The sequence below is a fragment of the Novosphingobium sp. BAM6 genome (genome assembly GCF_057784955.1).
The window spans coordinates 1,493,834-1,518,833 of record NZ_JBYNTR010000001.1; the positions used below are offsets into that span (position 1 = coordinate 1,493,834).

General features: G+C 63.3%; 19 protein-coding genes and 1 tRNA gene. 15 read left to right on the top strand and 5 right to left on the bottom strand.

Going from position 1 to position 25,000, the window contains the following annotated elements; translation table 11 throughout:
• The first annotated feature begins 161 nt into the window (after positions 1–161).
• Both AC3EC3_RS06895 and AC3EC3_RS06900 read left to right on the top strand, forming a co-directional pair.
• Positions 162–2,447: an ATP-dependent helicase gene (locus AC3EC3_RS06895; RefSeq protein WP_488489223.1), complete on the top strand. Its 2,286-nt coding sequence runs from the start codon at positions 162–164 to the stop codon at positions 2,445–2,447.
• Positions 2,448–2,558: 111 nt separating this feature from the next.
• The gene (locus tag AC3EC3_RS06900) at positions 2,559–4,016 is read left to right on the top strand and encodes a carboxylesterase/lipase family protein (protein ID WP_488488863.1); all 1,458 of its coding nucleotides are present in this window, start codon (positions 2,559–2,561) and stop codon (positions 4,014–4,016) included.
• 30 nt (positions 4,017–4,046) lie between these two features.
• Here the strand turns inward: AC3EC3_RS06900 and AC3EC3_RS06905 are convergent, their stop codons facing one another.
• From AC3EC3_RS06905 to AC3EC3_RS06915, 3 genes are all read right to left on the bottom strand, one after another.
• Positions 4,047–4,667: a methyltransferase family protein gene (locus AC3EC3_RS06905; RefSeq protein WP_488488864.1), complete on the bottom strand. Its 621-nt coding sequence runs from the start codon at positions 4,665–4,667 to the stop codon at positions 4,047–4,049.
• A gap of 143 nt (positions 4,668–4,810) precedes the next feature.
• Positions 4,811–6,247 carry a DEAD/DEAH box helicase gene (locus tag AC3EC3_RS06910; protein WP_488488865.1) on the bottom strand — a complete coding sequence of 479 codons (1,437 nt, stop codon included), beginning with the start codon at positions 6,245–6,247 and terminating at the stop codon, positions 4,811–4,813.
• Between the two features lie 206 nt (positions 6,248–6,453).
• Positions 6,454–7,047 carry a hypothetical protein gene (locus tag AC3EC3_RS06915; protein WP_488488866.1) on the bottom strand — a complete coding sequence of 198 codons (594 nt, stop codon included), beginning with the start codon at positions 7,045–7,047 and terminating at the stop codon, positions 6,454–6,456.
• Between the two features lie 189 nt (positions 7,048–7,236).
• On the opposite strand from AC3EC3_RS06915, the gene AC3EC3_RS06920 reads away from it, so the two are divergent.
• Entirely contained in the window at positions 7,237–8,676 is a 1,440-nt protein-coding gene (locus AC3EC3_RS06920) for an FAD-binding oxidoreductase (protein ID WP_488488867.1), read from the top strand.
• A 154-nt stretch (positions 8,677–8,830) separates the two neighbouring features.
• Positions 8,831–9,595 (top strand): SapC family protein, encoded by a 765-nt coding sequence (locus tag AC3EC3_RS06925; RefSeq protein WP_260923807.1) that lies wholly within the window; start codon positions 8,831–8,833, stop codon positions 9,593–9,595.
• A 489-nt stretch (positions 9,596–10,084) separates the two neighbouring features.
• On the opposite strand, the gene AC3EC3_RS06930 is transcribed toward AC3EC3_RS06925, so the two are convergent.
• Positions 10,085–11,059, bottom strand: coding sequence for an N-formylglutamate amidohydrolase (locus AC3EC3_RS06930; RefSeq protein ID WP_488488868.1), 975 nt, complete (start codon positions 11,057–11,059; stop codon positions 10,085–10,087).
• A 197-nt stretch (positions 11,060–11,256) separates the two neighbouring features.
• On the opposite strand from AC3EC3_RS06930, the gene cpdR reads away from it, so the two are divergent.
• The 10 genes from cpdR to AC3EC3_RS06980 all read left to right on the top strand — a co-directional run bounded on the left by cpdR (position 11,257) and on the right by AC3EC3_RS06980 (position 19,770).
• Positions 11,257–11,631 carry a cell cycle two-component system response regulator CpdR gene (gene cpdR, locus AC3EC3_RS06935; protein WP_488488869.1) on the top strand — a complete coding sequence of 125 codons (375 nt, stop codon included), beginning with the start codon at positions 11,257–11,259 and terminating at the stop codon, positions 11,629–11,631.
• Positions 11,632–11,743: 112 nt separating this feature from the next.
• A tRNA-Val gene (locus AC3EC3_RS06940) sits at positions 11,744–11,818 on the top strand.
• Positions 11,819–12,091: 273 nt separating this feature from the next.
• Positions 12,092–13,315: an NADP-dependent isocitrate dehydrogenase gene (locus AC3EC3_RS06945; RefSeq protein WP_260923816.1), complete on the top strand. Its 1,224-nt coding sequence runs from the start codon at positions 12,092–12,094 to the stop codon at positions 13,313–13,315.
• A gap of 356 nt (positions 13,316–13,671) precedes the next feature.
• Positions 13,672–14,568: a PAS domain-containing protein gene (locus tag AC3EC3_RS06950; protein ID WP_488488870.1), complete on the top strand. Its 897-nt coding sequence runs from the start codon at positions 13,672–13,674 to the stop codon at positions 14,566–14,568.
• A 321-nt stretch (positions 14,569–14,889) separates the two neighbouring features.
• Complete coding sequence (locus AC3EC3_RS06955; protein WP_260923823.1) at positions 14,890–15,261, top strand: TadE family protein; 372 nt, start codon at positions 14,890–14,892, stop codon at positions 15,259–15,261.
• An 8-nt stretch (positions 15,262–15,269) separates the two neighbouring features.
• Positions 15,270–16,988, top strand: coding sequence for a TadG family pilus assembly protein (locus AC3EC3_RS06960; protein WP_488488871.1), 1,719 nt, complete (start codon positions 15,270–15,272; stop codon positions 16,986–16,988).
• A gap of 78 nt (positions 16,989–17,066) precedes the next feature.
• A complete protein-coding gene (locus tag AC3EC3_RS06965) occupies positions 17,067–18,137 on the top strand; it encodes a PA0069 family radical SAM protein (RefSeq protein WP_488488872.1) in 1,071 nt (356 codons plus the stop codon).
• 41 nt (positions 18,138–18,178) lie between these two features.
• Entirely contained in the window at positions 18,179–18,685 is a 507-nt protein-coding gene (locus AC3EC3_RS06970; RefSeq protein WP_488488873.1) for a hypothetical protein, read from the top strand.
• Between the two features lie 138 nt (positions 18,686–18,823).
• Positions 18,824–19,159, top strand: coding sequence for a hypothetical protein (locus AC3EC3_RS06975; RefSeq protein WP_488488874.1), 336 nt, complete (start codon positions 18,824–18,826; stop codon positions 19,157–19,159).
• Positions 19,160–19,218: 59 nt separating this feature from the next.
• Entirely contained in the window at positions 19,219–19,770 is a 552-nt protein-coding gene (locus AC3EC3_RS06980) for a TPM domain-containing protein (protein WP_488488875.1), read from the top strand.
• Here AC3EC3_RS06980 and dnaE read toward each other — a convergent pair.
• Positions 19,749–23,351, bottom strand: a complete 3,603-nt coding sequence (gene dnaE / locus AC3EC3_RS06985; protein WP_488488876.1) for a DNA polymerase III subunit alpha — start codon at positions 23,349–23,351, stop codon at positions 19,749–19,751. The two genes, AC3EC3_RS06980 and dnaE, sit on opposite strands and share 22 nt — an antisense overlap.
• A 354-nt stretch (positions 23,352–23,705) precedes the next feature.
• Between dnaE and AC3EC3_RS06990 the strand changes: the two genes are divergently transcribed.
• Entirely contained in the window at positions 23,706–24,968 is a 1,263-nt protein-coding gene (locus AC3EC3_RS06990) for a GGDEF domain-containing protein (RefSeq protein WP_488488877.1), read from the top strand.
• Positions 24,969–25,000: the final 32 nt, after the last annotated feature.

Below are 25,000 nucleotides of genomic sequence, written 5' to 3' on the forward strand. Positions count from 1 at the left end.
GCCTGTTGCAATGCGGGAGCCCCTCCGGAAGTTCCCGCATATGCGCCGGGATGCCCCTCCCTCGCTCCGCCGGAACTTGCTCGCATCGCGACGAAGCAGCCTTGCACAGCGTTCATCCGTTCCCTAGTTGTTCACCTGTGACCGACCCTCATGCCTTTTCCATTTCGCCCGTTGACGCCGCTTCGGGCGACCCGCTGATCGACGGCCTCAACGCGCCGCAACGCGAGGCGGTGCTGACCACCGAAGGCCCGGTGCTGATGCTGGCGGGCGCGGGCACCGGCAAGACCGCGGCGCTCACCCGCCGCCTCGCTCATCTGGTCCATGCGCGACTGGCGTGGCCGAGCGAGATCCTGTGCGTCACTTTCACCAACAAGGCCGCGCGCGAGATGCGCGAGCGCGTCGGCCAGTTGATCGGCCCGGCGGTGGAAGGCATGCCGTGGCTGGGCACCTTCCACGCCATCGCCGCCAAGATGCTGCGCCGCCATGCCGAACTGGTGGGCCTCGAATCGAACTATACGATCATCGACACCGACGATCAGCTACGCCTGCTCAAGCAGTTGATTCAGGCCGAAGGCATCGACGAGAAGCGCTGGCCCGCCAAGCAGCTGGCAGGCTGCATCGACCGCTGGAAGAACCGCGGCCTCAACCCCGCCGATCTCGATGCGGGCGAGAACGAGGCCTATGCCAACGGCAAGGGGCAGAAGTTCTACCAGCTCTATCAGGATCGCCTGCGCGCGGTGAACGCGTGCGATTTCGGCGATCTGCTGCTGCACATGCTCAACATCCTGCGCAAGCATCGCGACGTGCTGGAGCAGTACCAGCAGCGCTTCAAGTACGTGATGGTGGACGAATATCAGGACACCAATCAGGTCCAGTACCTGTGGCTGCGCCTGCTGGCACAGGCCCGCCGCAACATCTGCGTGGTGGGCGACGACGACCAGTCGATCTACTCCTGGCGTGGCGCCGAAGTGGCCAATATCCTCAAGTTCGAAAAGGACTTTCCGGGCGCCAAGGTGATCAAGCTGGAGCAGAACTATCGCTCCACGCCGCAGATCCTCGCCGCCGCTTCGGGCCTCATCGACGAGAACACCCAGCGCCTCGGCAAGACGCTGTGGACCGAGCGCCATGCGGGCGAGAAGGTACGTGTGATCGGCGTCTGGGACGCGCCCGAGGAAGCGCGCCGGGTGGGCGACGAGATCGAGCGGCTGGAACGCGAAGGAGCCCCGCTCGACCAGATCGCCATTCTCGTGCGCGCGCAGTACCAGACGCGCGAGTTCGAGGACCGCTTCATTTCCATCGGCATGCGCTATCGCATCGTTGGCGGCTTCCGGTTCTATGAACGCGCCGAAATCCGCGACGCGCTGGCGTACCTGCGCGTGATTGCGCAAGGGGCGGACGACCTCGCGTTCGAGCGAATCTACAACACCCCCAAGCGCGGCCTTGGCGCCAAGGCGCTGGAGAAGCTGCACAGCCTTGCCCGTCGGGGCGGCATCCCCCTCGCCCGCGCCGCCATCGAGATCGCCGATAGCGATGAGCTTCCGGCCCGCGCGCGCAACACCTTCCTGTCGCTGATGCGCGACTTCGCCCGCTGGCGGGATCTGGAGGCGAGCACCAGCCCGGCAGATCTGATGCGCCTCGTCCTCGACGAAAGCGGCTATACCGACGCGCTTCAGGCCGAAAAGACGCCCGAGGCCAACGGGCGCCTCGAAAACCTCGTCGAACTCGCGCGCGCCATGGAGGAATACGAGAGCCTCGGCGATTTCCTTGAGCATGTCAGCCTCGTCATGGACAACGAGAGCGCGGCGGACGAGGAAAAGGTCACGATCATGACCATGCACGGCGCCAAGGGGCTGGAATTCGACAACGTGTTCCTGCCCGGCTGGGAGGAGGGCGTGTTCCCCTCGCAGCGCGCGCTCGACGAAGGCGGGCTCGCCAGTCTGGAGGAGGAACGCCGCCTCGCCTACGTCGCGATCACGCGGGCGCGGCGCAAGTGCACGATCCTGCACGCCGCGAACCGGCGCATCTATGGCCAGTGGACCAGTTCGATCCCCTCGCGCTTCATCGCCGAACTGCCCGAGGATCACGTCGAGAGCGAGACCACGCTGTCGGGCGGCGCCTCGCTATGGCGCGCGCAGTGGAGCGAGCATGCCGATCCCTTCGCCGACGTTGCCCGCAACCAGCCCTCGCGCATCATCACGCGCGGCCCCGGCTGGCAGCGCGCCGCCGCGGCCAGCTTCGAGACGGCACCCAAGCGCGTGGCCGAAAGCACCCGCAGCGCTGCCAGCTTTGCCGCCAAGCCGCGCACCGACATCGCGGTGGGCGCACGCGTGTTTCACGAGAAGTTCGGGTACGGCACTGTCGCCGAACAGGAAGGCAACAAGCTGGAGATCGATTTCGAGCAGGCCGGGCGCAAGCGCGTGATCGACAGCTTCGTCAAACCGGCCTGACCGGCGTAAAACGCGCCGATTCGCGGCAAGGCAAATAAGGTTGCGCGCATACACTCGCTTCATCGCGGAACCGCGCTATGGTGCGGCCAAACGACTGGAGAGATTGCCCTTATGCGCTCATCGTTCCTCGCCCGCCCGCTTTTGACCGCTCTGGCCGCCTTCACGGTGCTGCCCGGCGCGGCCTGCGCGAAAGTGCCTGCCGCCCCCATCGTCAAGATTGCCGAGGGCAGCCTGAAAGGCACGGTGGCGGACGGCGTGGAAAGCTGGAAAGGCATTCCCTTCGCCGCGCCGCCGGTCGGCCCCTTGCGCTGGCGGGCACCGCAGCCCGCCGCGACATGGCAGGGCGTGCGCGATGCCGGCGCCTATGCGCATGATTGCATGCAGGAGCCCTTCCCCGGCGATGCCGCGCCGCTCGGCACACCGCCCGCAGAGGACTGCCTCTATGCGAACGTCTGGCGACCGGTCGCGGCCAAGGGCAAGCTGCCCGTCGTGGTGTGGATCTATGGCGGCGGCTTCGTGAACGGCGGCGCCTCGCCGCCGACCTACACCGGCGCGCGCCTCGCAAAGCAGGGCGTGCTGTTCTTCAGCTTCAACTACCGCCTCGGCCGCTTCGGCACTTTCGCGCACCCGCAACTGACCAGGGCCGATCCCGACCACGGCCTGCTCGCCAACTATGGTACGATGGACCAGTTGGCCGCGCTGCGCTGGGTCCAGCACAATATCGCGGCGTTCGGCGGTGATCCGGCGAACGTGACGATCATGGGCGAAAGCGCGGGCGGGTTCTCGGTGAACACGCTCGTCACCTCGCCGATGACCAGGGGCCTGTTCCAGCGCGCCGTCGTCATGTCAGGCGGCGACGGCTCGACACTCGGCGATGCGACGCTGCCCGGTGCCGAACAGGTCGGCGTGAACTTCGCGAGCGCCAACGGTATCGCCCCCGACGACCCGCAGGCACTGGCCAAGCTGCGCACCCTGAGTGCTGAACAAGTCACCGACGGGCTCAGCATGATGCAGTTGTTCCAGCCCAAACCCGGCCCCAAGACCTTCAGTTCGCCGATTATCGACGGCAAACTGAGTATCGACGTGAAGGCCGCCTACGCATCGGGGAATTATGCCCATGTTCCGGTAATGATCGGCGCGACCGGGGCCGACATGGGCGGCGACACCGGCTTCATGATCAAGGGGGCCCATGACATCGCCGGTGAACTCGCCAGCGCGGGTGTGCCGGTCTATGCCTATCGCTTCTCGTATGTCGCCCAGAGCCTCGATGCGCCGGGCGCAGGCCACGCCACCGATATTCCGTTCTTCTTCGACACGCAGGACTTGCGCTACGGCGACAGGACGACAGCGCGCGACAACGCGGTGGGGGCCACAATCAGCCGCTATCTCGTGAGCTTCATCAAGACCGGCAATCCCAACCCGCCAGGCGCAGCGACCTCACACCTTGCGCGCTGGACCACAATGGCTCCCGGGAAATCGGATATCATGACCTTCGAGCCCGATGGCACCGCCAGGCTTGGCCCCGATCCGTTGCTCACCGATTTTGCAAAAGCAGATCATAAGCCCTGAACGAAGGGTGCCGCTCAGGGCACGGACGGATCAATAGATGCCGGGCAGCAGACGTGATCGGACCTGCTCGGCATAAGCCCGGTAGTCCGGGTCGAGCATGAGCACTTTTTCCTCTTCGCGAATGCGCAGCACCAGCAGCAGCCAGCAGGTGCCGATGAGGGCGATGTTCCAGATGGACGGAAACAGGAGCAGCATACCTGCATGCGTCACCATGTAGCCCAGATACATCGGGTGGCGCACCGCCCGATAAAGGCCGATGGTACGAACACCGCGATTGGCAGGGACGATCCCAAAGCTGCGTCCGAGACTCAATTTGGCGCCGATCGAAATCATTGCACCGGCAAAGATCATCAGGCTGGTAACAGCTTCAGGCGCCATCTGTTCGCTGGTTTCGCGGATCAATAGCGCCAAACTGCTGCCGACGAAGCCCAGGAACTGCGGCCAGGCTCGGGGGGAGACCACGCCTTTGCGCTGCGTCAGCACCAGCACCATGCTGATAATTTCGGCCGCAAGAAACAGCCCGACTTCCGGATGATGCGGGAGAACCGGTCCGAAGACCACGAGTGCGCGGATCGCCATGATGCTGATGAACCCGCATTCGCTCCAGAACAGAATGCGATGGCCCGATGAACGCTGCAACAATTCCGGCATAGGTGCGCCCTCCGCACCTGCAGCGCCCGACCTACGAGCGTTCTTTCCAGATGCGCATCGATTGTAGCAACACGATCGTAAACGCGTTCCTAATCCGCAACATCGATGAAATACGAGAGGAAACAATTCCTCCCGCAATCACGTCAGTTTAGCGCAGAGACGTGCAGGAACTGGGGCACAGGGCCATTCCAGCCACCATCCGCAGGCTCCGGATCGACATGACGATCACGGCGGCGATCGCCTCGCCTTTCAGCCTGACGCGGTTCATCATGGCGTGCAGGACGGCGCGGGGCCTCTTCCAGATGTCGTGGCTTTTCCGCCTTGCGCGGCACATCATCGCCACGCGGTGCCTCGTCCTTGCGAGCAGCGCCACGCTTCGCGACGGGCTTGCGCTCTTCCGCCTTCGGCGACACCGGACGACCACGACGTGCTGGCGCCTCCTCACCCATCTCCGGCTCGTCCGAACCGTCGATAGTGAACACCGGAATCTTCGACTTGGTCAGCTTCTCGACGTTCTCGATCGCCTCAGCATCTTCGGGCGAATAGAGCGTAAACGCGCGGCCAGAAGCACCGCCACGGCCCGTTCGACCAATGCGATGCACATAATCGTCCGGGTGCCAGGGCGTGTCGAAGTTGAAGACGTGGCTCACACCCTTCACGTCCAGACCGCGCGCAGCGACGTCCGAGGCGACGAGGATGTTCACCACACCATCCTTGAAACGCTGCAGTTCGGCCAGACGCGCGGGCTGATCCATGTCGCCATGGATCTCGCTGCTGGCGAAGCCGTAGCGCTGCAGGCTCTTGTTGAGATCGCGCACGGTGGTCTTGCGATTGCAGAAGATGATCGCGGTGCTGACGTTATCCGTCTTCAGCAAATGGCGCAGCACTTCGCGCTTCTTGCGCGAGGGTACGGCGATCTTGTGCTGGGCGATGTTGACGTTGGTGGTCGCAGCGCGGGCCACCTCGATCTTCTTGGGATTCGAGAGGAACTTCGCGGCCAGCTTCTCGATCGGCGGCGGCATCGTTGCCGAGAACAGCAGCGTCTGGCGCTGTGTGGGCAGCTTGGAGCAGATGCTCTCGATATCGGGAATGAAGCCCATGTCGAGCATGCGGTCTGCCTCATCGATGACGAGCAGTTCACAGCCGGTGAGCAGGATCTTGCCGCGCTCGAACAGGTCCATCAGACGGCCCGGCGTCGCGATCAGAACGTCGACACCTTCAGACAGCGCCTTCACCTGATCGCCCATCTGCACGCCGCCGATCAGCAGCGCCATCTTGAGGTCGTGGTTCTTGCCGTACTTCTCGAAATTCTCGGCGACCTGCGCGGCGAGTTCGCGCGTCGGCTCCAGAATGAGCGAGCGCGGCATCAGCGCACGACGGCGGCCATGCCCCAGAATATCGATCATCGGCAGCACGAAGGCCGCGGTCTTGCCGGTGCCGGTCTGCGCGATGCCGATAAGATCGCGCATCATCAGCACGGAGGGGACGGCCTGCGCCTGGATCGGAGTCGGCTCGGTATACCCAGCGGCTTCGACCACTTGCAGCAATTCGTCAGACAGGCCGAGATCGGCAAAGCTCATAAGCGGGAAATTTTCCGGAAAAACTGAAAAAGCAGAGCCGCCGTGCCATTGCCAAACCGCCCCGAAGGCCCGTTGGCAGCGGATGCGACCCGCGACGAGCAACATGCACGTCACCCGGCCCCTATGGCCAGAGCACCCGAAAAGTCAAGGAATTTCCCAAAAATGCACGCGACAGCAGCGATTCGGCACTCCCTTTTCCCCGACGCTTACGGATCTTTGGGGACGAGCAGGCGAATCCTCGTCAGCGCACAGCTCATGCCGCTGCGCGAAAGGAGATGATCCCGCCCCACACACAAGCGCCCGTCCGGCGTGCGCGACATGTAGAAACCGAGGTAGAAATCCCGTGCACGACAGCTGCGCTCCAGTTCGGCGCTGACGATATTGTCGTCCCGCATAAACAGCAGCAGGCGACTGTCGCGATCGGGACGCACTGCCTCAATTCCTGAAATCGGCAGACAGTCACCGATCTTGCGCTCGGTATACCCCGGACCGATACGCCCATTGGGCAGCGAAAGGAAGCGATCCGGCGGGATCGGCGCGGGCGACTGCGGCGTGATGCGAATCGTCATGCGCTGCTCGATACGCAACTGGAACGAAGGCTGCGGCGCCACACTGTCGAACGCGGTCAATTGCGGTGCGCCCATGGGCAAGGCATCGCCATCGGCAAAGCCTCCCGCGACCACAGCACCGCCAGCCGCCGGAGATGAATCGACCAGACGCGAGACTTCTTCACCGACCGGCCCGCCTGCAGACGGGAACAGCAGCGCAAATGGAAAAAGCAGGGCAATGGCCGAATTCATCGCGTCAGATGCAGTCCCTGAAAATCACATCCCTGAAAATCATGGCGGCATCCCGCCTGTGCGGCGCCACACTTTCTTCCGGCATACGGTTGCAGGTTGAACCATCGCTTAATGCCCGTGGCAATCCCGAAAAGGCCGCCATGACAGCGCGGGGCTGTACGCGCAGAACTGCTGTGCCATAGATGCATCATGACGATACCGAGCGACACGATCGACACACGGACTTTCCTTGCCCGCGCCGAAGCCCTGCTCGGCCCGCGTGGCTTTACCCGCGATCCTGATCTGCTGTCCCCCTGGCTCACCGACTGGCGCGGACGCTACACCGGCAAGGCGCTGGCCCTCGCCTCGCCCGCCGACACCGCCGAAGTCGCCGCGCTGGTGCAGCTCTGCGCCGAAGCCGAAGTGCCGATCGTTCCGCAAGGCGGCAACAGCGGCATGTCGGGCGGCGCGACACCCGACAGCAGCGGCCATGCTATCCTGCTCTCGTTGCGACGGCTGAACACGCTTGGGGCCATCGACACCGATGCGCGGCAGGTCACCTGTGGCGCAGGCGTCATTCTCCAGACGCTCCACGAAGCGGCAGAAGCACAAGGCCTGCGCTTTCCTCTGTCGCTTGGCGGCAAGGGCTCGGCCACGGTGGGCGGGCTGATCTCGACCAACGCGGGCGGCACGCAAGTGCTGCGCCACGGCTCGATGCGCGCGCTGGTGGCAGGGCTGGAGGCCGTCACGCCCACAGGAGAGGTGTTCAACGCCCTCACCCCGCTGAAGAAAGACAACCGCGGCTTCGATCTCAAGCAGCTCTTCATCGGCTCGGAAGGCACGCTGGGCATCGTCACGGCGGCAACGCTGCGACTGGTGCCGATGTTCTCGGACCGCGTGGTGATCTGGGCGGCGACGCAGAACCTCGGCGATGCGCGCCGCCTGCTGCTCCATTGCGAGCGCGCGGTGGGTGAGGCGCTGGAAGGCTTCGAGGTGCTGCCGCAGCACTGCCTCGATGCGGTGTGCGACCATATGCCCGATACCCGCCGCCCGCTGGCGGAGGCCCACGCCTGGCATGTGCTGATCGAGGTCGTCGCCGACCGCGCGCACGCCGATGCCCTGCGCGAGCGCTGCGAGGAAATGATGGCCGAGGCCTTCGAAGCCGAACTGCTGGAAGACGCGGTCTTCGCGGCCAACGAGGCGCAGGCCGAAGCGTTCTGGCTGATCCGCGAATCGATCTCCCCCGCCGAGCGCGAGCGCGGCCCCGCCGTGCAGCACGACATCTCGGTGCCGGTCGAGAAGATGCCCGATTTCGTCGAGGCCACCGCACCGATGATCGAGGCGAAGTGGCCGGGCACCGAGGCCGTCGCCTTCGGGCACCTCGGCGACGGCAACGTGCATTATCACGTCATCGCCCCTGCCGTGACCGATGGCCCCGCCTGGCAGGCGACCACCGCCAAGGACATCAGCCGTTACGTCCACGATCTGGTGACGGAATGGGGCGGCTCGATCTCGGCCGAGCACGGCATCGGCCAGATGAAGCGCGACGAACTGGAACGCCTCGGCGACCCTGCGCAACTCTCGCTGATGCGCGCCGTCAAGCAGGCGCTCGACCCGCAGGGACTGATGAATCCCGGCAAGCTGCTCTGACCATCCTGAAAGGCGCGCATCCCTGCCGCACAACCTTGTGCGTTTGCCGGGAGAGCGCTTGCGCAGATTTCACCGAAACCGTAAAGCCACCACCATTTCGTCGGTTCCGACCGTGAATGGTTCCAACCCGTTTTTATTGCCGGAGAGTACTGCCATGGCCACCGCGCCGACCAATTCCGCCCTTCCGCTGTTCTACAAGGATCTGATCCCGCTCAACTCGCAGCAGCATGCGACGTGGAAGAGCCGTTCGACCGACAAGGCGACCTGGCTCAAGGGCGTGAACACCGTGCCGCTGACGGTCGAGGAATTCCCGCAGGCCCAGCGCCACTTCCCGATCGTGTTCAGCGTCGGCGAAAACCCGGTGCCGCTGGTGCTGATGGGCATGAACGAGGGCGTGAACGTCTTCGTCGACGAGGACGGTTCGGTGAACACGCCGATCTACATGCCCGCCTATGTGCGCCGCTATCCTTTCATGCTGGCCCGCCTGCGCCCTGAAGCCGAAGAGCTTTCGCTCTGCGTCGATCCGACGTGCGATCTCGTGGGCGAGCAGGAGGAAGGCGCCCCCCTGTTCGACGAAGGCCAGCCGACCGACGTCACCAAGGGCATGCTCCAGTTCTGCGAGAACTTCGAGATCGCCGGCACCAAGACCGCCAGCTTCATCGCCGAACTTCAGAAGCACAAGCTGCTGATGGACGGCGAACTGAACATCGAGGCCGAAGGCAAGCCCTTCACCTATCGCGGCTTCCAGATGGTCGACGAGACGAAGCTTCGCGAAGTGCGCGGCGACGTGCTGCGCGGCTGGAACCAGAGCGGCCTGCTGGGCATGATCTATGCCCACCTGTTCTCGCTGGAACTGGTGCGTGACGTGTTTGGCCGTCAGGTCGCCCAGGGCAAGCTGCCCGAGCCGATCCCGGCCTGATGATCCCGTCACCGGGGATTTGGCGAAAAGCCGCACGAATCCCCGGTATACGCCGACTTAAGCAAGGGCATGTGTGCGAAATGCCACACCCCTTGCTTAATCGCGCGGCAATTATGACAAAGCGATTGCAGTGCTCATACACCTTGATGCAAACAAGGGGTTGAATCCGAAAATCCAATTGTCTAAATAGGAAGCACCTGATCGGTGCTCCCCTCATGGCCCGGTCAGGCCGGTGCACTTACGTGCACCTCCTCCCTGAACCTTGGCCACCTCGCGCACCGCGCGAGGTGGTTTTTTCATGGGCCCTTCGCGACTTCCCTGCAAAATCATCGCAAGTGACTGAGGCTGCCGCATTGGCTCGCCCGCACTTCGCGAGAGCATTTTCCAATCAGGTGGAATCACCTGATGACTCGGAAAATGCGCCAAACCAAAATGCCAGAGCGGCCGAGCCGGCGCAGCCAGATCGGAAACCGCTCCAGCGCCTCCGCGCTACTCCGCCGCGTCCAGCCACGGCCCATGATCGCGGCGAGACACCGGCTGATCGACCAATAGCTCCGCGAGATGGCGCACCAGCGCCACCAGTTGCTCGACCACCGGCGCCATGCCCTCACCGGGCTCCCGCAGCGCCGAATCGAGATAGGCCGCGCGATCGACCTCCACCTGAAGAGCGTGGATACCCGCCCCCGGCATGCCATGACGGTCGAGCACATACCCCCCCGCGTAAGGACGGTTGTGGGCGGCCATCGCCCCGCCCCGCGCCAGCTCCCGCAAGGCGGCTGCGGACAAACGCCCCGCACAGGACTTTCCGAAGCGGTCCCCGATCACGAACGTCGCCCCCGCCGCTCCAGCCACGCGCGGCAGCGGCGGCATCGAATGCAGATCGATCAGCAAGGCAGTTCCCCAACGCCTGCGTTGGCGCTCCAGCATGCCGGACAACGCAGCGTGGTAGGGCACATGTACACCCTGAAGCCGCGCATCCAGATCCCGCCGGGCCATCCGCTCCGACCAGATTTCGCCCAGGCCGGAGAGACGGCGAGGCACGAGGCCAAGACCGCCGCGAACCCGCTGACTGGGCAGCAGACTGGCCGGCGACGGCCGCTCTGCCCGATCGACCATCTCCCAGTCGAAATCCTCTGGCGCGCGGTTGAGATCGATTATCGCGCGAGGTGCCCTCGCGACCAGCAGGCTGGCGCCCGTCCGTGCCGCGACCACACGACCAAGGTGATCCGCCAGCCGATCTTCCAACCTTAGCGCAGTCGCCTCGCCACCGCGCATCGCACCCAGCAGCGCAGGCGGATAGGCGCGCCCGGCATGCGGCACGGCGATGACCACCGGACTGTCGCTTTGCGCCTTCTCGCGCAGTTCGAAGGCAGCCTCCGCTCCACTACCCGGAACCAACCCGCCGAACATCGGCGCGTCAACCGCACCTCCCGAATCGCAGCGCTCGTCATCAGCCTCGAACATGAGCACAGGCTGGAACCTGCGGAAGACGAAGTCAAAGCGGTGCTTCCACAAATTGCAGATGAACCATCCGCATCGGATCACCAGTTTGGACACCAAAGATAAACGGATCAGGCGTATAAGCACCTGACCGCGCCGCAAGGATGCAGTGCGAATCGCCAATTGACCCAAGACAGACTGCCCGAAAGGCGCGAGAGGCCATGATCCGAATCCTGCTTGCCGAAGACGACGAGGCCATGCGCCTCTACCTCAGCCGCGCGCTGGAAAAGGCTGGATACCAAGTCGTACCGGTTGCCAACGGCCTCGAAGCCCTGCCCCATCTCGAACATGGCGGCTTTGATCTCCTGCTTTCCGATATCGTCATGCCCGAACTCGACGGTATCGAACTCGCCCAGCGCTGCGCCGAGCTTTCGCCCCTCACCAAAGTGATGTTCATCACCGGGTTCGCCGCCGTCAGCCTGCGTGCCAACCGCGAGGCACCGCGCGCCAAAGTGCTCTCCAAGCCTTTCCATCTGCGCGATATCGTGCTGGAAGTGCAGCGCATGTTCGGCCTCAGCGAGCAGGCCAGCATTTAGGGTCAGGACTTAATTCGAAAAAACTTCGCGAAGCCTCTTGCGCTCCCCGAAAGGCGCCGCTAGAGGGCCAGTCCTCCGAGCGGGACACCTCGCGAAAGAGGCCACACGGAATGGGCGTATAGCTCAGTGGTAGAGCACTATGTTGACATCGTAGGGGTCGCAAGTTCAATCCTTGCTACGCCCACCATTCCGAAGAATACCCGGCAGGCCTCTGGCTTGGCCGGGTTTTTCTTTGCCTGACGGATCGGCAATTCCGGCATAACCGGCGCCACGCGACACTTGCATTTTGGTGCATGGCGCTTCCCCTGCACGCATAAGGCCGCCAAGCACCCGGCCTTGCTGCGATTTCCTGCCTCTGGTCGCACGCGCCTTGCGCCGTCTACGTGCCGCCTACGCCTTGCCAGCGGCCCGATGCCTGCCTAAGAGACGCGCAAATCTCATCCCCAGGGAGACAGTGCGAATGGCCAAGATCAAGGTTGCGAACCCCATCGTCGAGATGGACGGCGATGAAATGACGCGGATCATCTGGAAGTGGATCCGTGAACGCCTCATCCTCCCCTACCTCGACATCGACCTCAAGTACTTCGACCTCTCGGTCGAGAAGCGCGACGAGACCAACGACCAGATCACCATCGACGCTGCGAACGCGACCAACCAGTATGGTGTCGCCGTGAAGTGCGCGACGATCACCCCTGACGAAGCGCGCGTCACCGAATTCAGCCTCAAGCAGATGTGGAAGTCGCCCAACGGCACGATCCGCAACATCCTGGGCGGCACGATCTTCCGCGAGCCGATCGTGATCTCGAACGTTCCGCGCCTGGTTCCGGGCTGGACCGACCCGATCGTCGTCGGCCGCCACGCCTATGGCGACCAGTACCGCGCCACCGACTTCCTCGTCCCCGGCCCCGGCAAGCTGCGCCTCGTGTTCGAGGGTGACGACGGCCAGGTGATCGACCGCGAGGTCTTCAAGTTCCCGACCGCCGGCGTTGCCATGTCGATGTACAACCTCGACGATTCGATCCGCGATTTCGCTCGCGCCTCGTTCAACTATGGCCTCAACCTCGGCTGGCCGGTGTTCCTCTCGACCAAGAACACCATCCTCAAGGCCTATGACGGCCGCTTCAAGGACCTGTTCCAGGAAGTCTACGACACCGAGGGCTTCGCTGAGAAGTTCAAGGACGCCGGCATCCATTACGAGCACCGCCTGATCGACGACATGGTCGCCTCGGCGCTCAAGTGGTCGGGCAAGTTCGTGTGGGCGTGCAAGAACTACGACGGCGACGTGCAGTCGGACACCGTGGCACAGGGCTACGGCTCGCTGGGCCTGATGACCTCGGTTCTGCTGGCACCCGACGGCAAGACCGTCGAGGCCGAAGCGGCTCACGGCACCGTGACCCGCCACTACCGCCAGCACCAGCAGGGCAAGGCGACCTCGACCAACCCGATCGCCTCGATCTTCGCCTGGACCCGCGGCCTTGCCTATCGCGGCAAGTTCGACGCCACCCCGGACGTCGTGCGCTTCGCCCAGACGCTGGAGCAGGTCTGCATCAAGACCGTCGAAAGCGGCAAGATGACCAAGGATCTAGCACTGCTGATCGGCCCCGAGCAGTCGTGGATGACCACCGAGCAGTTCTTCGAAGCGATTGTCGAGAACCTCGAAACGGAAATGGCCAACTGGGCCTGACCCTTTTTCGGCGCCGCACCCGGCGCTGATGCTTAAGGAAAAAGCCCTCCCGTCATAGCGGGAGGGCTTTTTTCGTTGCACCGCACCATCTGAAATCTTTGGGAAATATGCAGATGGTTGCATCGCAGTTAAGCAAACCTGTTCACAAAACATATGATTTCCGCAGTGAAACAGGGTAAATTACAAAAACAAGCGTGATACCCACGCAAAATTCCGAAGTGCTTTCACTTGCTTCGGATCCTTTTTGGATCCTGTGACGTTGGAGGCATCAGGGTCGCCACAAAACGAAAAATCGCGGGCCAGCGTCACACCGACGCCGGGCCTGAGGACTGAACCGTATCTGTGGGAGACCATTCATGAATCATGTCACCGCTGCCGATTTCGTCCGAAAGTTCGCCCGCTATCGGGACGATGCGCGAACCGGCCCCGTCTATGTCACCCATCACGGTCGCGAAACGCACGTGCTGTGCGACGTCGACACGTTTCGCACCTTGCAGCATACCTCCGCTGACGAGGTAAACCCGGATTCGCCTACCGTGCGCTTCGGCCTCGCTGACTGGATCGACGAAGGCATTATCGCCTGCGACGAAAATCTGGTGATCACCTTTGCCAATCGCATCGCCCATTCGCTGGTGCGCGCGACACCGGGGACGCTCGTCGGCCGCCCTCTTACGGCAGCTCTGCCCCGCATTGGCGGCACCGTAATGGAAGTCCAGGCTCGCGAGACACTACGTCAAGGCGAGCCCAACATGGCAGACCTGCCCTCCCCCTTCCTCGTCAGCGCCTGGATCAGGTTCCAGAGCTTCATGCTCGACGACCACCTCGTCCTGCGCCTGCGCGATATCACTGCCGAGGCCGAGCGGCACTTCAAGGCGAACGTCAAGGAAGCCATCGTCAAGGCGATGGATGTCCATGGCGACATCTGTTACGCGCGCCTCAGCCTGCGTGGTACGATCGATCGCGTGGACGAGGCCTTCAGCAAGTTGCTGGATCTGCCCGCGACCCGGCTCGATGGCGTCGCACTGGGCGACCTCGTCGTTTCGGCAGACAAGCCGCGTTACCGCGAAGTGCTTGAAACGGTGCTGCGCGGCAATGAACCCGAGAAGATCCGGCTGCGACTGCTGACCAATTCGGGAATACCGGTAGACGTGATACTTTCCATGGTCCGCCTTCAGGGGCTCTATGGGACCGAAGGAGCCGTCGCGCTCATGACCCGCGCATCGCCCGAACAGCCGGGCAGCGGCGAAGCCTAAACGGGATGACAACGACCACGACGAGTCGAGATGCCCAAGCGGCCGAACATCGCTATCTGCTTACGTAGATCATCTAAATCTCAGATTAACTATCTGCATAAAATATTGTTCTAAAACGATATTATCGCCGAACCGCCTTTGCAAAATGCAGAATAAATCTGTTTTCAAGTGAAGGCGGTTCTTTCGGGTCGCAGGCGATCATCGAAGCGAGAAGGAGACTTCATGCCGATGGTACGTTCTGCCGGAAGAAATGCAGCAGGAGCGCGACGGGCGGCCGTCGCCATCCTGGCGAAGAGACTGCGACAGGAAACGACAGGCAGCGTGCTTGTCGAAGCGGCACTGGTCATGCCTGTACTGATCGTGCTGCTTCTGGGTATCGTTACCTATGGCAGTTGGTTCATGGCCGCGCATTCCCTGCAGGAAGTCGCAAACGATGCAGCCCGCGCCTCGATGGCGGGACTGACCGCAACCGAACGCCAGACGCTGGTCAATACCACAGTCGCCAACAGTGTCCTGTATCAGGGGACGCTGAACCCTTCCCTGGTGACAATCGCGACTGCGCAGGACAACGCCTACTACCGCGTGACGTTGACCTACAATGCCGCCAAGTCCTCCATGTATCAGAACGCGCTCATCCCGCTGCCCAGCGGCAACATCGTGCGTAATGCCGTCGTGCAGTTGGCAGCCCCATGAGACACGCCATGTCATTTCATGCCCTGCCGCCGCTGGGAAGCCGCTTCCCCCGCTTCTTGCGCGCAATCAAGGCCCGCCACTTCCACGATGGCGTTCGCAGGCTTTGTCTCGATCGCAGCGGCATCGCCACAATGATGATGGCAATTTCGCTGATCGCCCTGATGGGCGCCGCTACCGTCTCTGTCGACCTCGCCTCGATGTACCTGGCCAAGCGCAACCTGCAAGGGGTGGTCGACGCTGCTGCCATGGCCGCAGCAAATCAGGGCACCGACGCTGCACAGCGAACCGCGATCAACGGCGTGGTAAGCGAGGCACAGGCGACGAATGTCACCATCGCCAGCCTCCAGAGCGGGACCTACACGGCCAGCACCAGCGTCCCCATCGCGCAGCGCTTCCAGACCGGGGGAGACGGATCCGCAGCACGGGTCACGCTTTCCCAGCGGGTACCGCTGTTCTTCGCCCGTGCCCTCGGCTTCCAGAACGGGACCGTGACCGCAACAGCCACCGCCCAGCGTCAGGATCTCGTCGCCTTCTCGCTCGGCACCACGCTTGCAACAGTATCGGGCGGCATCCCCAACCAGCTGCTTTCCGCGCTGATCGGCACCAATCTGAACCTTTCCGTGCTCGACTCGCAAAATCTCGCGAACGCGGATGTCGATCTGCTCGGTTTTGCCGATGCCCTGAAAGCGCAAGTGAACGCCGGCGACATCACCTATGCGCAGTTGTTCGGACAGAGCATATCGGTTGGCAACGTCATCCGCGCACTCGCCAGTTCGGTCAACAACAGCGCGGCCGCCTCACTGCTCTCCTCTATCGCCGCGCAGGCGCCGTCGAAGTCCATCGCGATGAGCAACCTCATCGATCTGGGCCCCTACGGCCAACTGGATTACAATCCGGGTACTCTCGGCCTCAGCATTGATGCCTATTCGATCCTGCGCACGGCGCTTGAGCTATCGGCAGGCGATCACTACGATATCTCGCTGAACCTCTCGGTTGCCGGCCTTGCCAGTACCAGCGTGCGCATCATGGGGGGACAGGGCATGGTGACATCGCCATGGCTGACCGTGACCAGTGCCAAGGGCTACACGCTCAGTACCGCACAGACGCGCATTCTCATCACCGCAGGACTGCTGACCGGCAACGTGCTGCTGCCTTCGGTCACGCTACCCGTCTACGTGGAACTGGCTTCGGCCACGGCATCGCTCGGCAGCATTTCGTGCAGTGGAGCCAGTGCGACCCAAGGAGTCTCGCTCAACGTCGTGCCCTCGGTCGGCAAAGTCGCCATCGCCTCGGTCTCGGCCACCGACATGGCGAATTTCGCCGCAAGCGCCCCGCTGGCCAGCGCGACGCTGCTCAACGTGCCGCTGATCGCCAAGGTCACGGCTCTGGCCCAGGTTAGTCTGGGCGGCGTCACCACGCAGACCGTAAACTTCTCGTCAACCGAAATCGCCGCCCAGACGATCAAGACCGTCTCCACCCGCGACCTGACGCAGGGCATCACCACCTCACTGGTTTCGGGCATCAATCTGCAGGCCAGCCTGCTGGGCGGACTGCTGCCGATCAATCTTTCGGGTGTGACCTCGTTGGTCGGCGGCGTTCTGGGTATTGCCGCTCCGCTGGTCGACAATGTCCTGTTCACGCTGACCGACGCACTCGGCGTGAGGATCGGGGCCGCAGATGTACAAGTCAACAAGCTGCGCTGCGGAACGCCCACCATCGTCGCGTAAACGAAGCACTGCCGCGCACATGAAAAAGCTGGCTCAAAAGAGCTGGCGGGATCACGATGTTCATATTATGTTCTTGCCATGCAACCCGTCAAAGGTCGAGGCTCCGTTACGAATCAGGTCAGCGCGCGCTTCAACCTTGCCCAGCGCGAGGCGGATGGCGACTGGCTCGATGCGCGTGACGGTATCGATGGCGAGGCGCCAAAGCTTCGCACCAGCGTCGTGGAACTGCATCCGAAGACGATCCTGTCGTTCAACACCTCTCCCGACATACCCTTCGACCGTTCGATAAACGCCTACAACGGCTGCGAGCACGGATGCATCTACTGCTTCGCCCGGCCCAGCCACGCCTGGCACGACTTGTCCCCCGGCCTCGATTTCGAAACGAAACTGTTTGCCAAGCCGCAGACAGCCGAACTGCTGCGCAAGACACTGGCGAAGCGCGGATACCGCCCTGCCCCCATCGCCATGGGCACCAATACCGATCCCTACCAACCGATCGAGGCGCGCTATCGCATCACCCGGCAGGTTCTCGAACTGTGCCTCGAAACGCGCCATCCGGTTACGATCACCACCAAGTCCGACCGGGTACTGGCCGATCTCGACCTGCTGCGGGAACTGGCCGCGCTAAATCTCGTCCATGTCGGCATTTCGGTCACGAGCCTCGACCCGGTGCTCTCGCAAAAGCTGGAGCCGCGCACCGCCTCTCCGGCGCGGCGGCTGGCGGCTCTGGGCTCGCTGGTCGAGGCAGGCGTGCCCTGCCATGTCGGGATTGCGCCGATCATTCCGGCAATTACCGACAGCTTCATCGAAGGCATCGTCGAAGCAGCGGCGGGCAAAGGCGTGCGCAGCGCGATGTGGATTCTGGTGCGGCTGCCACACGAGGTCGCACCGCTGTTCCGCGAATGGCTGGAGGCGCATTTTCCCGAGCGCGCGGGCAAGGTCATGGCGATCATTCAGGATATTCGCGGAGGCCGCGACAACGATCCGAACTTCGGCACCCGGATGCGCCCCCAAGGCGTCTGGCCCGATCTGATCGCCCGGCGCATCCGGCTGGCGATGAAGCGCCACGGCATGGACCAGCGCTTCCCGCCGCTCGACTCCAGCCACTTCAAGGCGCCTTCCATCGGTGGTCAGCTTTCGTTATTCTAGGGGGAATGCAACGGTTTCGAGGTTCCCCCACCATGCCTCTGATGCTTGCCCTTCCCCTGATGCTCGCCGCGACCGCCGCCGAAGGCGTTCCACCCGCCCCGATCGTGGACGCCGCTCCCGCCGCGACTGCGCTTCCCATCCACCGTTTCGTGCCCGTCGATTGCAGACGGGGCTGCCTCAATCCGATCCAGGCGGTGACATACGCCTCCTACATCGGCAACGGTGCGGGCATCGCAGGCACATATACCGTCCCGATCGTTGCCATCGGCTTCCAGAACGGGCGGTATTTCCTCAACTCCGAAAGCGACTATCGCGACCGCAACTGCCTGACTGTGGCAGTCACACCCGGCGTGCTCCAGCAGCTGGCCGGGACAGACGATCTAGACACGGCCCGCCGCAGGCTGGAGGGCAGGCACCTGCTGGTGCGCGGCATCGCGCGACAGGTCCGTATCGATTTCACCGAAGACGGCAAACCGACCGGCAAATATTATTACCAGATCCATGTCGATGTCGCGAACCCGAACCTGATCCGGCTCGCTGACGGCTGAGCGTCACGGGTTCCGTGTTGGTGCACGCAAGCGTGCCAATCTGAAGCGACGAATCGCGCATTTGCAAGATTGCGTCCCTGCAACTCCTGCCCTGCTTCCGCGTTGCGATCAGCATAACAGGGGGGACAGAACCGAACCATGACCGACGAGATCGAGACCACGCCGGAATCAGCCCGAAAACCCGGTGCATCGTCATCTGAGACGAACCAGCCTGCCGCACCGCAGGTTGTGCATCACACGACTATCGTACGGGAACGCAGCGGTAGCGGCATGGGGGTGGTGTTCGCCGTGATACTGTTCGTGGCCGCGATTGCCGCAATCTATGTGTTCAACCAGCAATCGACCAGCGAGGTCGCAAAGAACGAAGCCGTCACCGAGGCCGCGAACAAGGTCGGCAATGCCGCCTCCGATGTCGGGGAAGCCGCCAAACAGGCTGCCGATACGATCACCGACAAAGGCAGCGGCGACCAGTGAGCCCCGCCGTGAAACGCACTTAACTTGACGGGCAGCGGCAGTTCGGCGACCGCTTCGCGATGCGCTTCGCCCGCCCTGCCCTCCTGCTGCTTGCGGTCCTGTTCACCGGTGCCCCGTTGGTGTGCCTCGGGCTTACCACCGCAACCGGCTCAACAGCGCGCCCGGCCTTGCCACTCACCGGGCGGGTGATGGACGCTGCGCATGTCCTCACGCCCGAACAGGAAGCGCGGATCACCGCGCAACTCGCGGCATGGGAACGGCAAACCCATCACCAGATGGTCGTCGTCACCACGCCTTCACTCGGCGGCAGACCGATCAGCGACTATGCCATCGACCTGTTCAATTCCTGGGGCATCGGTCGGCGCGATTATAACGACGGCGTGGCGATCCTCGTCGCCCCGAACGAACGGCGCGCACGCATCTCTATCGGCTACGGCCTCGAACGGCAGTTTCCCGACGACTGGTGCAGCAAGGTCATGCAGACCCGCATGATCCCCCGCTTTCGCTCAGGCGACTGGTTCGGCGGGATCGAGGCAGGCACTTCGGCGATCCTCGCCAAACATGCCCTCCCGCGCGCCGCGCCCCGGTCTCAGGCCACCAGCCGCAAGTGATCGCCTGCGCCCTTGCGGGCGGTTAGCGAGACGTTGGACAGCCCCTCGACATGCGCAAGCTGTTCGGCGAATTCGCCGTCGAGCGCGAAATCGCGACCCAGCCGGATCTGCTGACGACGGCCGTCTTCCAGCACCAGCGTTACCAGAACCTCGCCGCAGCCCTTGGCCCCCTCGCGCATCAGCAGCGCCAGTTCCTTCACTGCATCCACCCGATCGATATCGAGCTTGAGCATCATGCGGGCATCCGCCTTCACCTCGTTCAGCGGGCGACCGCCCCGCACCGTGACGCGCGGCGGCTCATCCGGGTTCGGACTGTCGAGCTCGACAGTGAGCAGCACGCAGGCGCTGTCCTTGGCCCACTTGACGAAGTTCTCGACCAGGCTCTCCTCGAAGCACGAGGCGGTGAAGTTGCCCGAGGAATCGGAGAACTCCGCCATCACGAAGTCCTTGCCGCGCTTGGTCTTGCGACGCTGGACGTTCTCCACCATCGCCGCCATCACTGCGCCGCTGCGCCCGCCGCCCGATCCGCCCGCCATCAGGCTGGAGTAGGTGCGCGCGCCGTTGGCCGAGGCCACCGCGCGGTACTGCTCCACCGGGTGCGCGGCGAAGTAGAAGCCGAAAATCTCGCGCTCCTTGGCCATCTGATCCAGCCGCGACCAGGCATCGGCCTCGACATAGCGCAGGCCCTGCTCGACGTGATCCTCGCCGCCGAACAGACCTACCTGCGAACTGGCGCGTTCCCGCGAGGAACGGTCCGCCTCGGCCAGCAGCGTATCGGCGTTGGCCAGCACCTTGGCGCGATTGGGCTCCAGACTGTCGAACGCCCCTGCAGCCCCCAGCGCTTCCAACTGACGGCGGTTCATCGAGCCAGCAGGCGCGCGGCGGAACAGATCGTCGAGGCTGGCGAACCTGCCGTTCGCCTCGCGCTCCTCGACGATCATGTCCATCGCCTTCTCGCCGACATTGCGAATGCCCGCGAGGGCATAGCGCACCTGATGGCTGTCAGGCGTTTCCTCGACCATGAACTCGGCCTCGGAAGCGTTGATATCGGGTGCGGCGATGACGATGCCGTTGCGGCGCGCATCGTCCACGAATACCGCCAGCTTTTCCGACTGGTGCATGTCGAAGCACATCGCCGCGGCATAGAACTCGTGCGGATAGTGCGCCTTGAACCACGCCGTGTGGTAGGCGAGCAGCGCATAGGCGGCGGCGTGCGACTTGTTGAAACCGTAGCCTGCGAACTTGTCGATCAAGTCGAACAGCTCGTTCGCCTTGGCCGGTTCGATGTCCGAGAACTCCTTGCAGCCCTCGACGAAGCGCTGGCGCTGCTTGTCCATCTCGGCCTGCACCTTCTTGCCCATCGCGCGGCGCAGAAGGTCTGCATCGCCCAGCGAGTAGCCCGCCAGGATCTGCGCGGCCTGCATGACCTGCTCCTGGTAGACGAAGATGCCGTAAGTCTCGCCAAGAATGCCCGCCAGCTTGTCGTGCGGAAATTCGATGGGCGCGAGGCCATTCTTGCGCTGGCCGAACAGCGGGATATTGTCCATCGGGCCGGGACGATAGAGCGAGACGAGCGCGATGATGTCGCCAAAATTGGTCGGCTTCACCGCCGCCAGCGTGCGCCGCATGCCTTCCGATTCCAGCTGGAACACGCCCACGGTGTCACCCCGCTTGAGCAGTTCGTAGACAGCCGGATCGTCCCACGCGAGGGTCGACAGATCAATCGAGATTCCGCGCCGTTCGAGCAGATCGCCTGCCTTCTTCAGCACCGACAGCGTTTTCAGGCCAAGGAAGTCGAACTTGATGAGGCCGGTGTCCTCGACATACTTCATGTCGAACTGGGTCACCGGCATGTCCGAGCGCGGATCGCGGTAAAGCGGCACCAGCTGCGCCAGCGGACGGTCGCCGATCACCACGCCTGCCGCGTGGGTGGACGAGTTGCGCGGCAGCCCCTCCAGCTGCACCGCCAGATCGACCAGACGGCGCACTTCGGGGTCGGTATCGTATTCGCGCTTGAACTCGGGCACCGGCGGATCGGCAGTGACGCCGTGCTTCTTGCGACCCTGAATGGTCTCGGTCAGCGTCCAGGGATCGGTCGGATGGTTGGGCACCATCTTGCACAGCGAATCGACGCGGCCATAGCCCATCTGCAGGATACGCCCGCAATCGCGCAGCACCGCGCGGGCCTTCATCTTGCCGAAGGTGATGATCTGCGCGACCTGATCCATGCCGTACTTGCGCTGGACGTAACGGATCACCTCGCCGCGACGGGTTTCGCAGAAGTCGATATCGAAGTCCGGCATCGAGACGCGTTCCGGGTTCAGGAAGCGCTCGAACAGCAGGCCAAGCTTCAGCGGATCGAGATCGGTGATGGTCAAGGCCCACGCCACCACCGAGCCCGCGCCCGAACCACGCCCCGGCCCCACCGGAATATCGTTGTCCTTCGCCCACTTGATGAAGTCGGCCACGATCAGAAAGTAGCCGGGAAAGCCCATCCCGATGATGATCCTGGTCTCGAAATCGAGACGCGTGGCGTATTCGAGGAAATCCTCAGTCACGCCCTTTTCGGTCAGCTGCGCCTGCCAGGCGGCGCGACGCTCCTCCTCGGGCAGGGCCATCACGGCATCGAGTTCGGCTTCAGTGACGCCCGGCCAGTAGGGCGCGAGGCGGCGCGCGAGCCCTCGCCGCGAATCATCGGCCAGCATGCGCTGCTCGCCCTCGCGATCGCCCGCCAGACTGGGCAGCAGCGGCTTGCGACGCGGCGGCATGAAGGCACAGCGCTGCGCGACGACCAGCGTGTTCGCCAGCGCCTCCGGCAGATCCACGAACTGCTCCTGCATGATATCGACCGGCTTCACCCAGCGCTCGGAGGAAGAGCGCGGACGTTCGGCAGCATCGACGTGGGTGGAATTGGCGATGCACAGCATGGCATCATGCGCCGCGTGGAAGTTCCTTTCGGCAAATTGCGCCGGATTGGTCGCGACCAGCGGGATATCGCGGGCATAGGCCAGCGCGATCAGGTCTTCCTCGCTCTCGTCCTCCACCGCTTCCCCGGTGCGGGCGATCTCGATGTAGAGCCGGTCGCCGAACAGGCCCTGCAAGGTGTCGCAATAGGCCTCGGCCTCATCGTACCGCCCCGCCGCGAACAGCCGTGCCAGCGCACCCTCATCGCCGCCGGTCAGACAGATCACGCCCTCTGTATAGCCCTCAAGCGAGGCCAGTTCGACATGCGGGTCCATTTCGACCGGACGTTCCAGATGCGCGCGGCTGACGTGGTGGCACAGGTTGTTCCAGCCGGTCTCGTCTTGCGCAAAGAGCGCCAGCCAGTCGATTGGCCGGTCATGACCGGCGCTTCCGGGGCGTGCGACGGCCAGGAACGTGCCGATGATCGGCTGCACGCCGGCCCCCTTGCAGGCCTGTGCGAACGTGGGCGCACAATACAGACCGTTGCGATCGCACGTGGCAGCAGCGGGAAACTTACGCTCCTTGGCCAGCTTCGCTGCCGCCTTGGGGTCAATCGCACCGTCGAGCATCGTGAAACTGGAAAAGATACGAAGCGGAACGAAGGGTGCGAAGGCCATGGCGACAATCTAGGAGCGCGCCCCTGCCCCTATCAAGAGGCACGGCGATTCTCCGGGGGATAGGTCCCTGGGCGAGAATCGGGCCGCCAGAATCCTCAAATTACGTATTTTCATTTCCGTTTACCCGGCGGAAAACCTTTCGCGACAATTTGATACAAGGCGCTCGCCAAACTCGATCAATTAAGAATAGAAAGCATTAAGAGTGGAGTGTTAGGGGCGTTCACCAGCAAATATCCCTGATTCTCCCGATTACAAATCGTTAACAGCGCGCACTTTACCCGCAAACTCGAAGGAGGGGTTCATGGCCGATTGCCACGATGCTTTGCCACACCCCTTGCAGGGCGGGTGAGAACAATGCCCGACATCACCACCATCGTCGCCTGCAGCACAGCGCTGTCCTTCATCATGGGGCTGGCGATCGTGCTCGCCTGGATAAAGGACGGCCGCCCGGCGCAGCGCACATGGCTTTCGGTGCCTTTCACGATTGCAATCCCGGCAGGCGTGCTGCTGGGCTATCCCGACGTGATGCAACCGCTCTGGGCGATCCGCATCGGCTGGCTCCTGATCCTGCTGGTCTATGTATCGGCCTGGCAGGCCGCGCGGGTTTCGGCCGGAAAATCCCCGGTGCTGGTCCTGCCGCTGATAGCCTGTTTGGGATGCTTTCTGTTTTCGCTGACGTTCTCGCACCTGAGCGATCCTGCGCAGATGTTCTCGATGATGCCCCGCATCGCCCTGATGGCCGCCTTCAACGTCTTGATCGCGCGGGAATTCAAGCGAATGCGGGCGCCGGACTTGCCCTCCGCCAACATTCTTTACGGCATCTTCGCGACATTTGCGATGATCGACGTGCTGCGCCTGCCGTTCTCGCTTTCGTTACCCGCCCCCCTCGGCCCCCTGCCCCCGACTGCGCCGACCATCATCTTCTTCAATCTGGAGATCGTGATCGAAGGCATGTTGCTCGGCCTGTTCATGACCGCGCTGGGACGGGAACAGCTTGCAGCGCACCATCTGCGACTGGCGCAGGTCGACCCCCTCACCGGGATCGGCAACCGCCGTGCTCTCGATGCACATATGGCAGGGCTTCCATCGTGCCCAACGGGCAAGGTCCGTGCGATGGTCGCGCTCGATATCGACCATTTCAAGACCATCAACGACCGGTACGGCCATGCCTTCGGAGATCGCGTGATCATCGGAGCCGCAGAGGCCGCGCGGTCGATATTCGGCAGCGACTGCGTTTTCCGTATCGGTGGCGAGGAATTTCTGGCGGTGCTGGATGCAGACGATCACGTCGCCGTCTTCACGCAGGCGGAACGAATGCGCCATGCCTTCGCCGCCATGCGCCATCACCTCGACGACACGCATGACAGCGCGACGATGAGCCTGGGCATCGCGCTTTTCGAGCACCCCGGAGACGAGGATCGCTGGGATGCCGTTCTCACCCGCGCCGATGAAGCTCTCTACGAAGCCAAGCGCGCCGGACGAAACCGAACCATGACCGCCGGGCTTCTGCCCTGCATCGACGATCTTCCGCCATCAGCTTCGGCTCCGGCACCTTCGGAAAAGAATGCGCCTGTATCGATCGATCTTGCACGGAAACGGCGCCTCGCCCAGCTATAGGGCGGACGAGCGCTTCATGCCGTGAGGGGTAA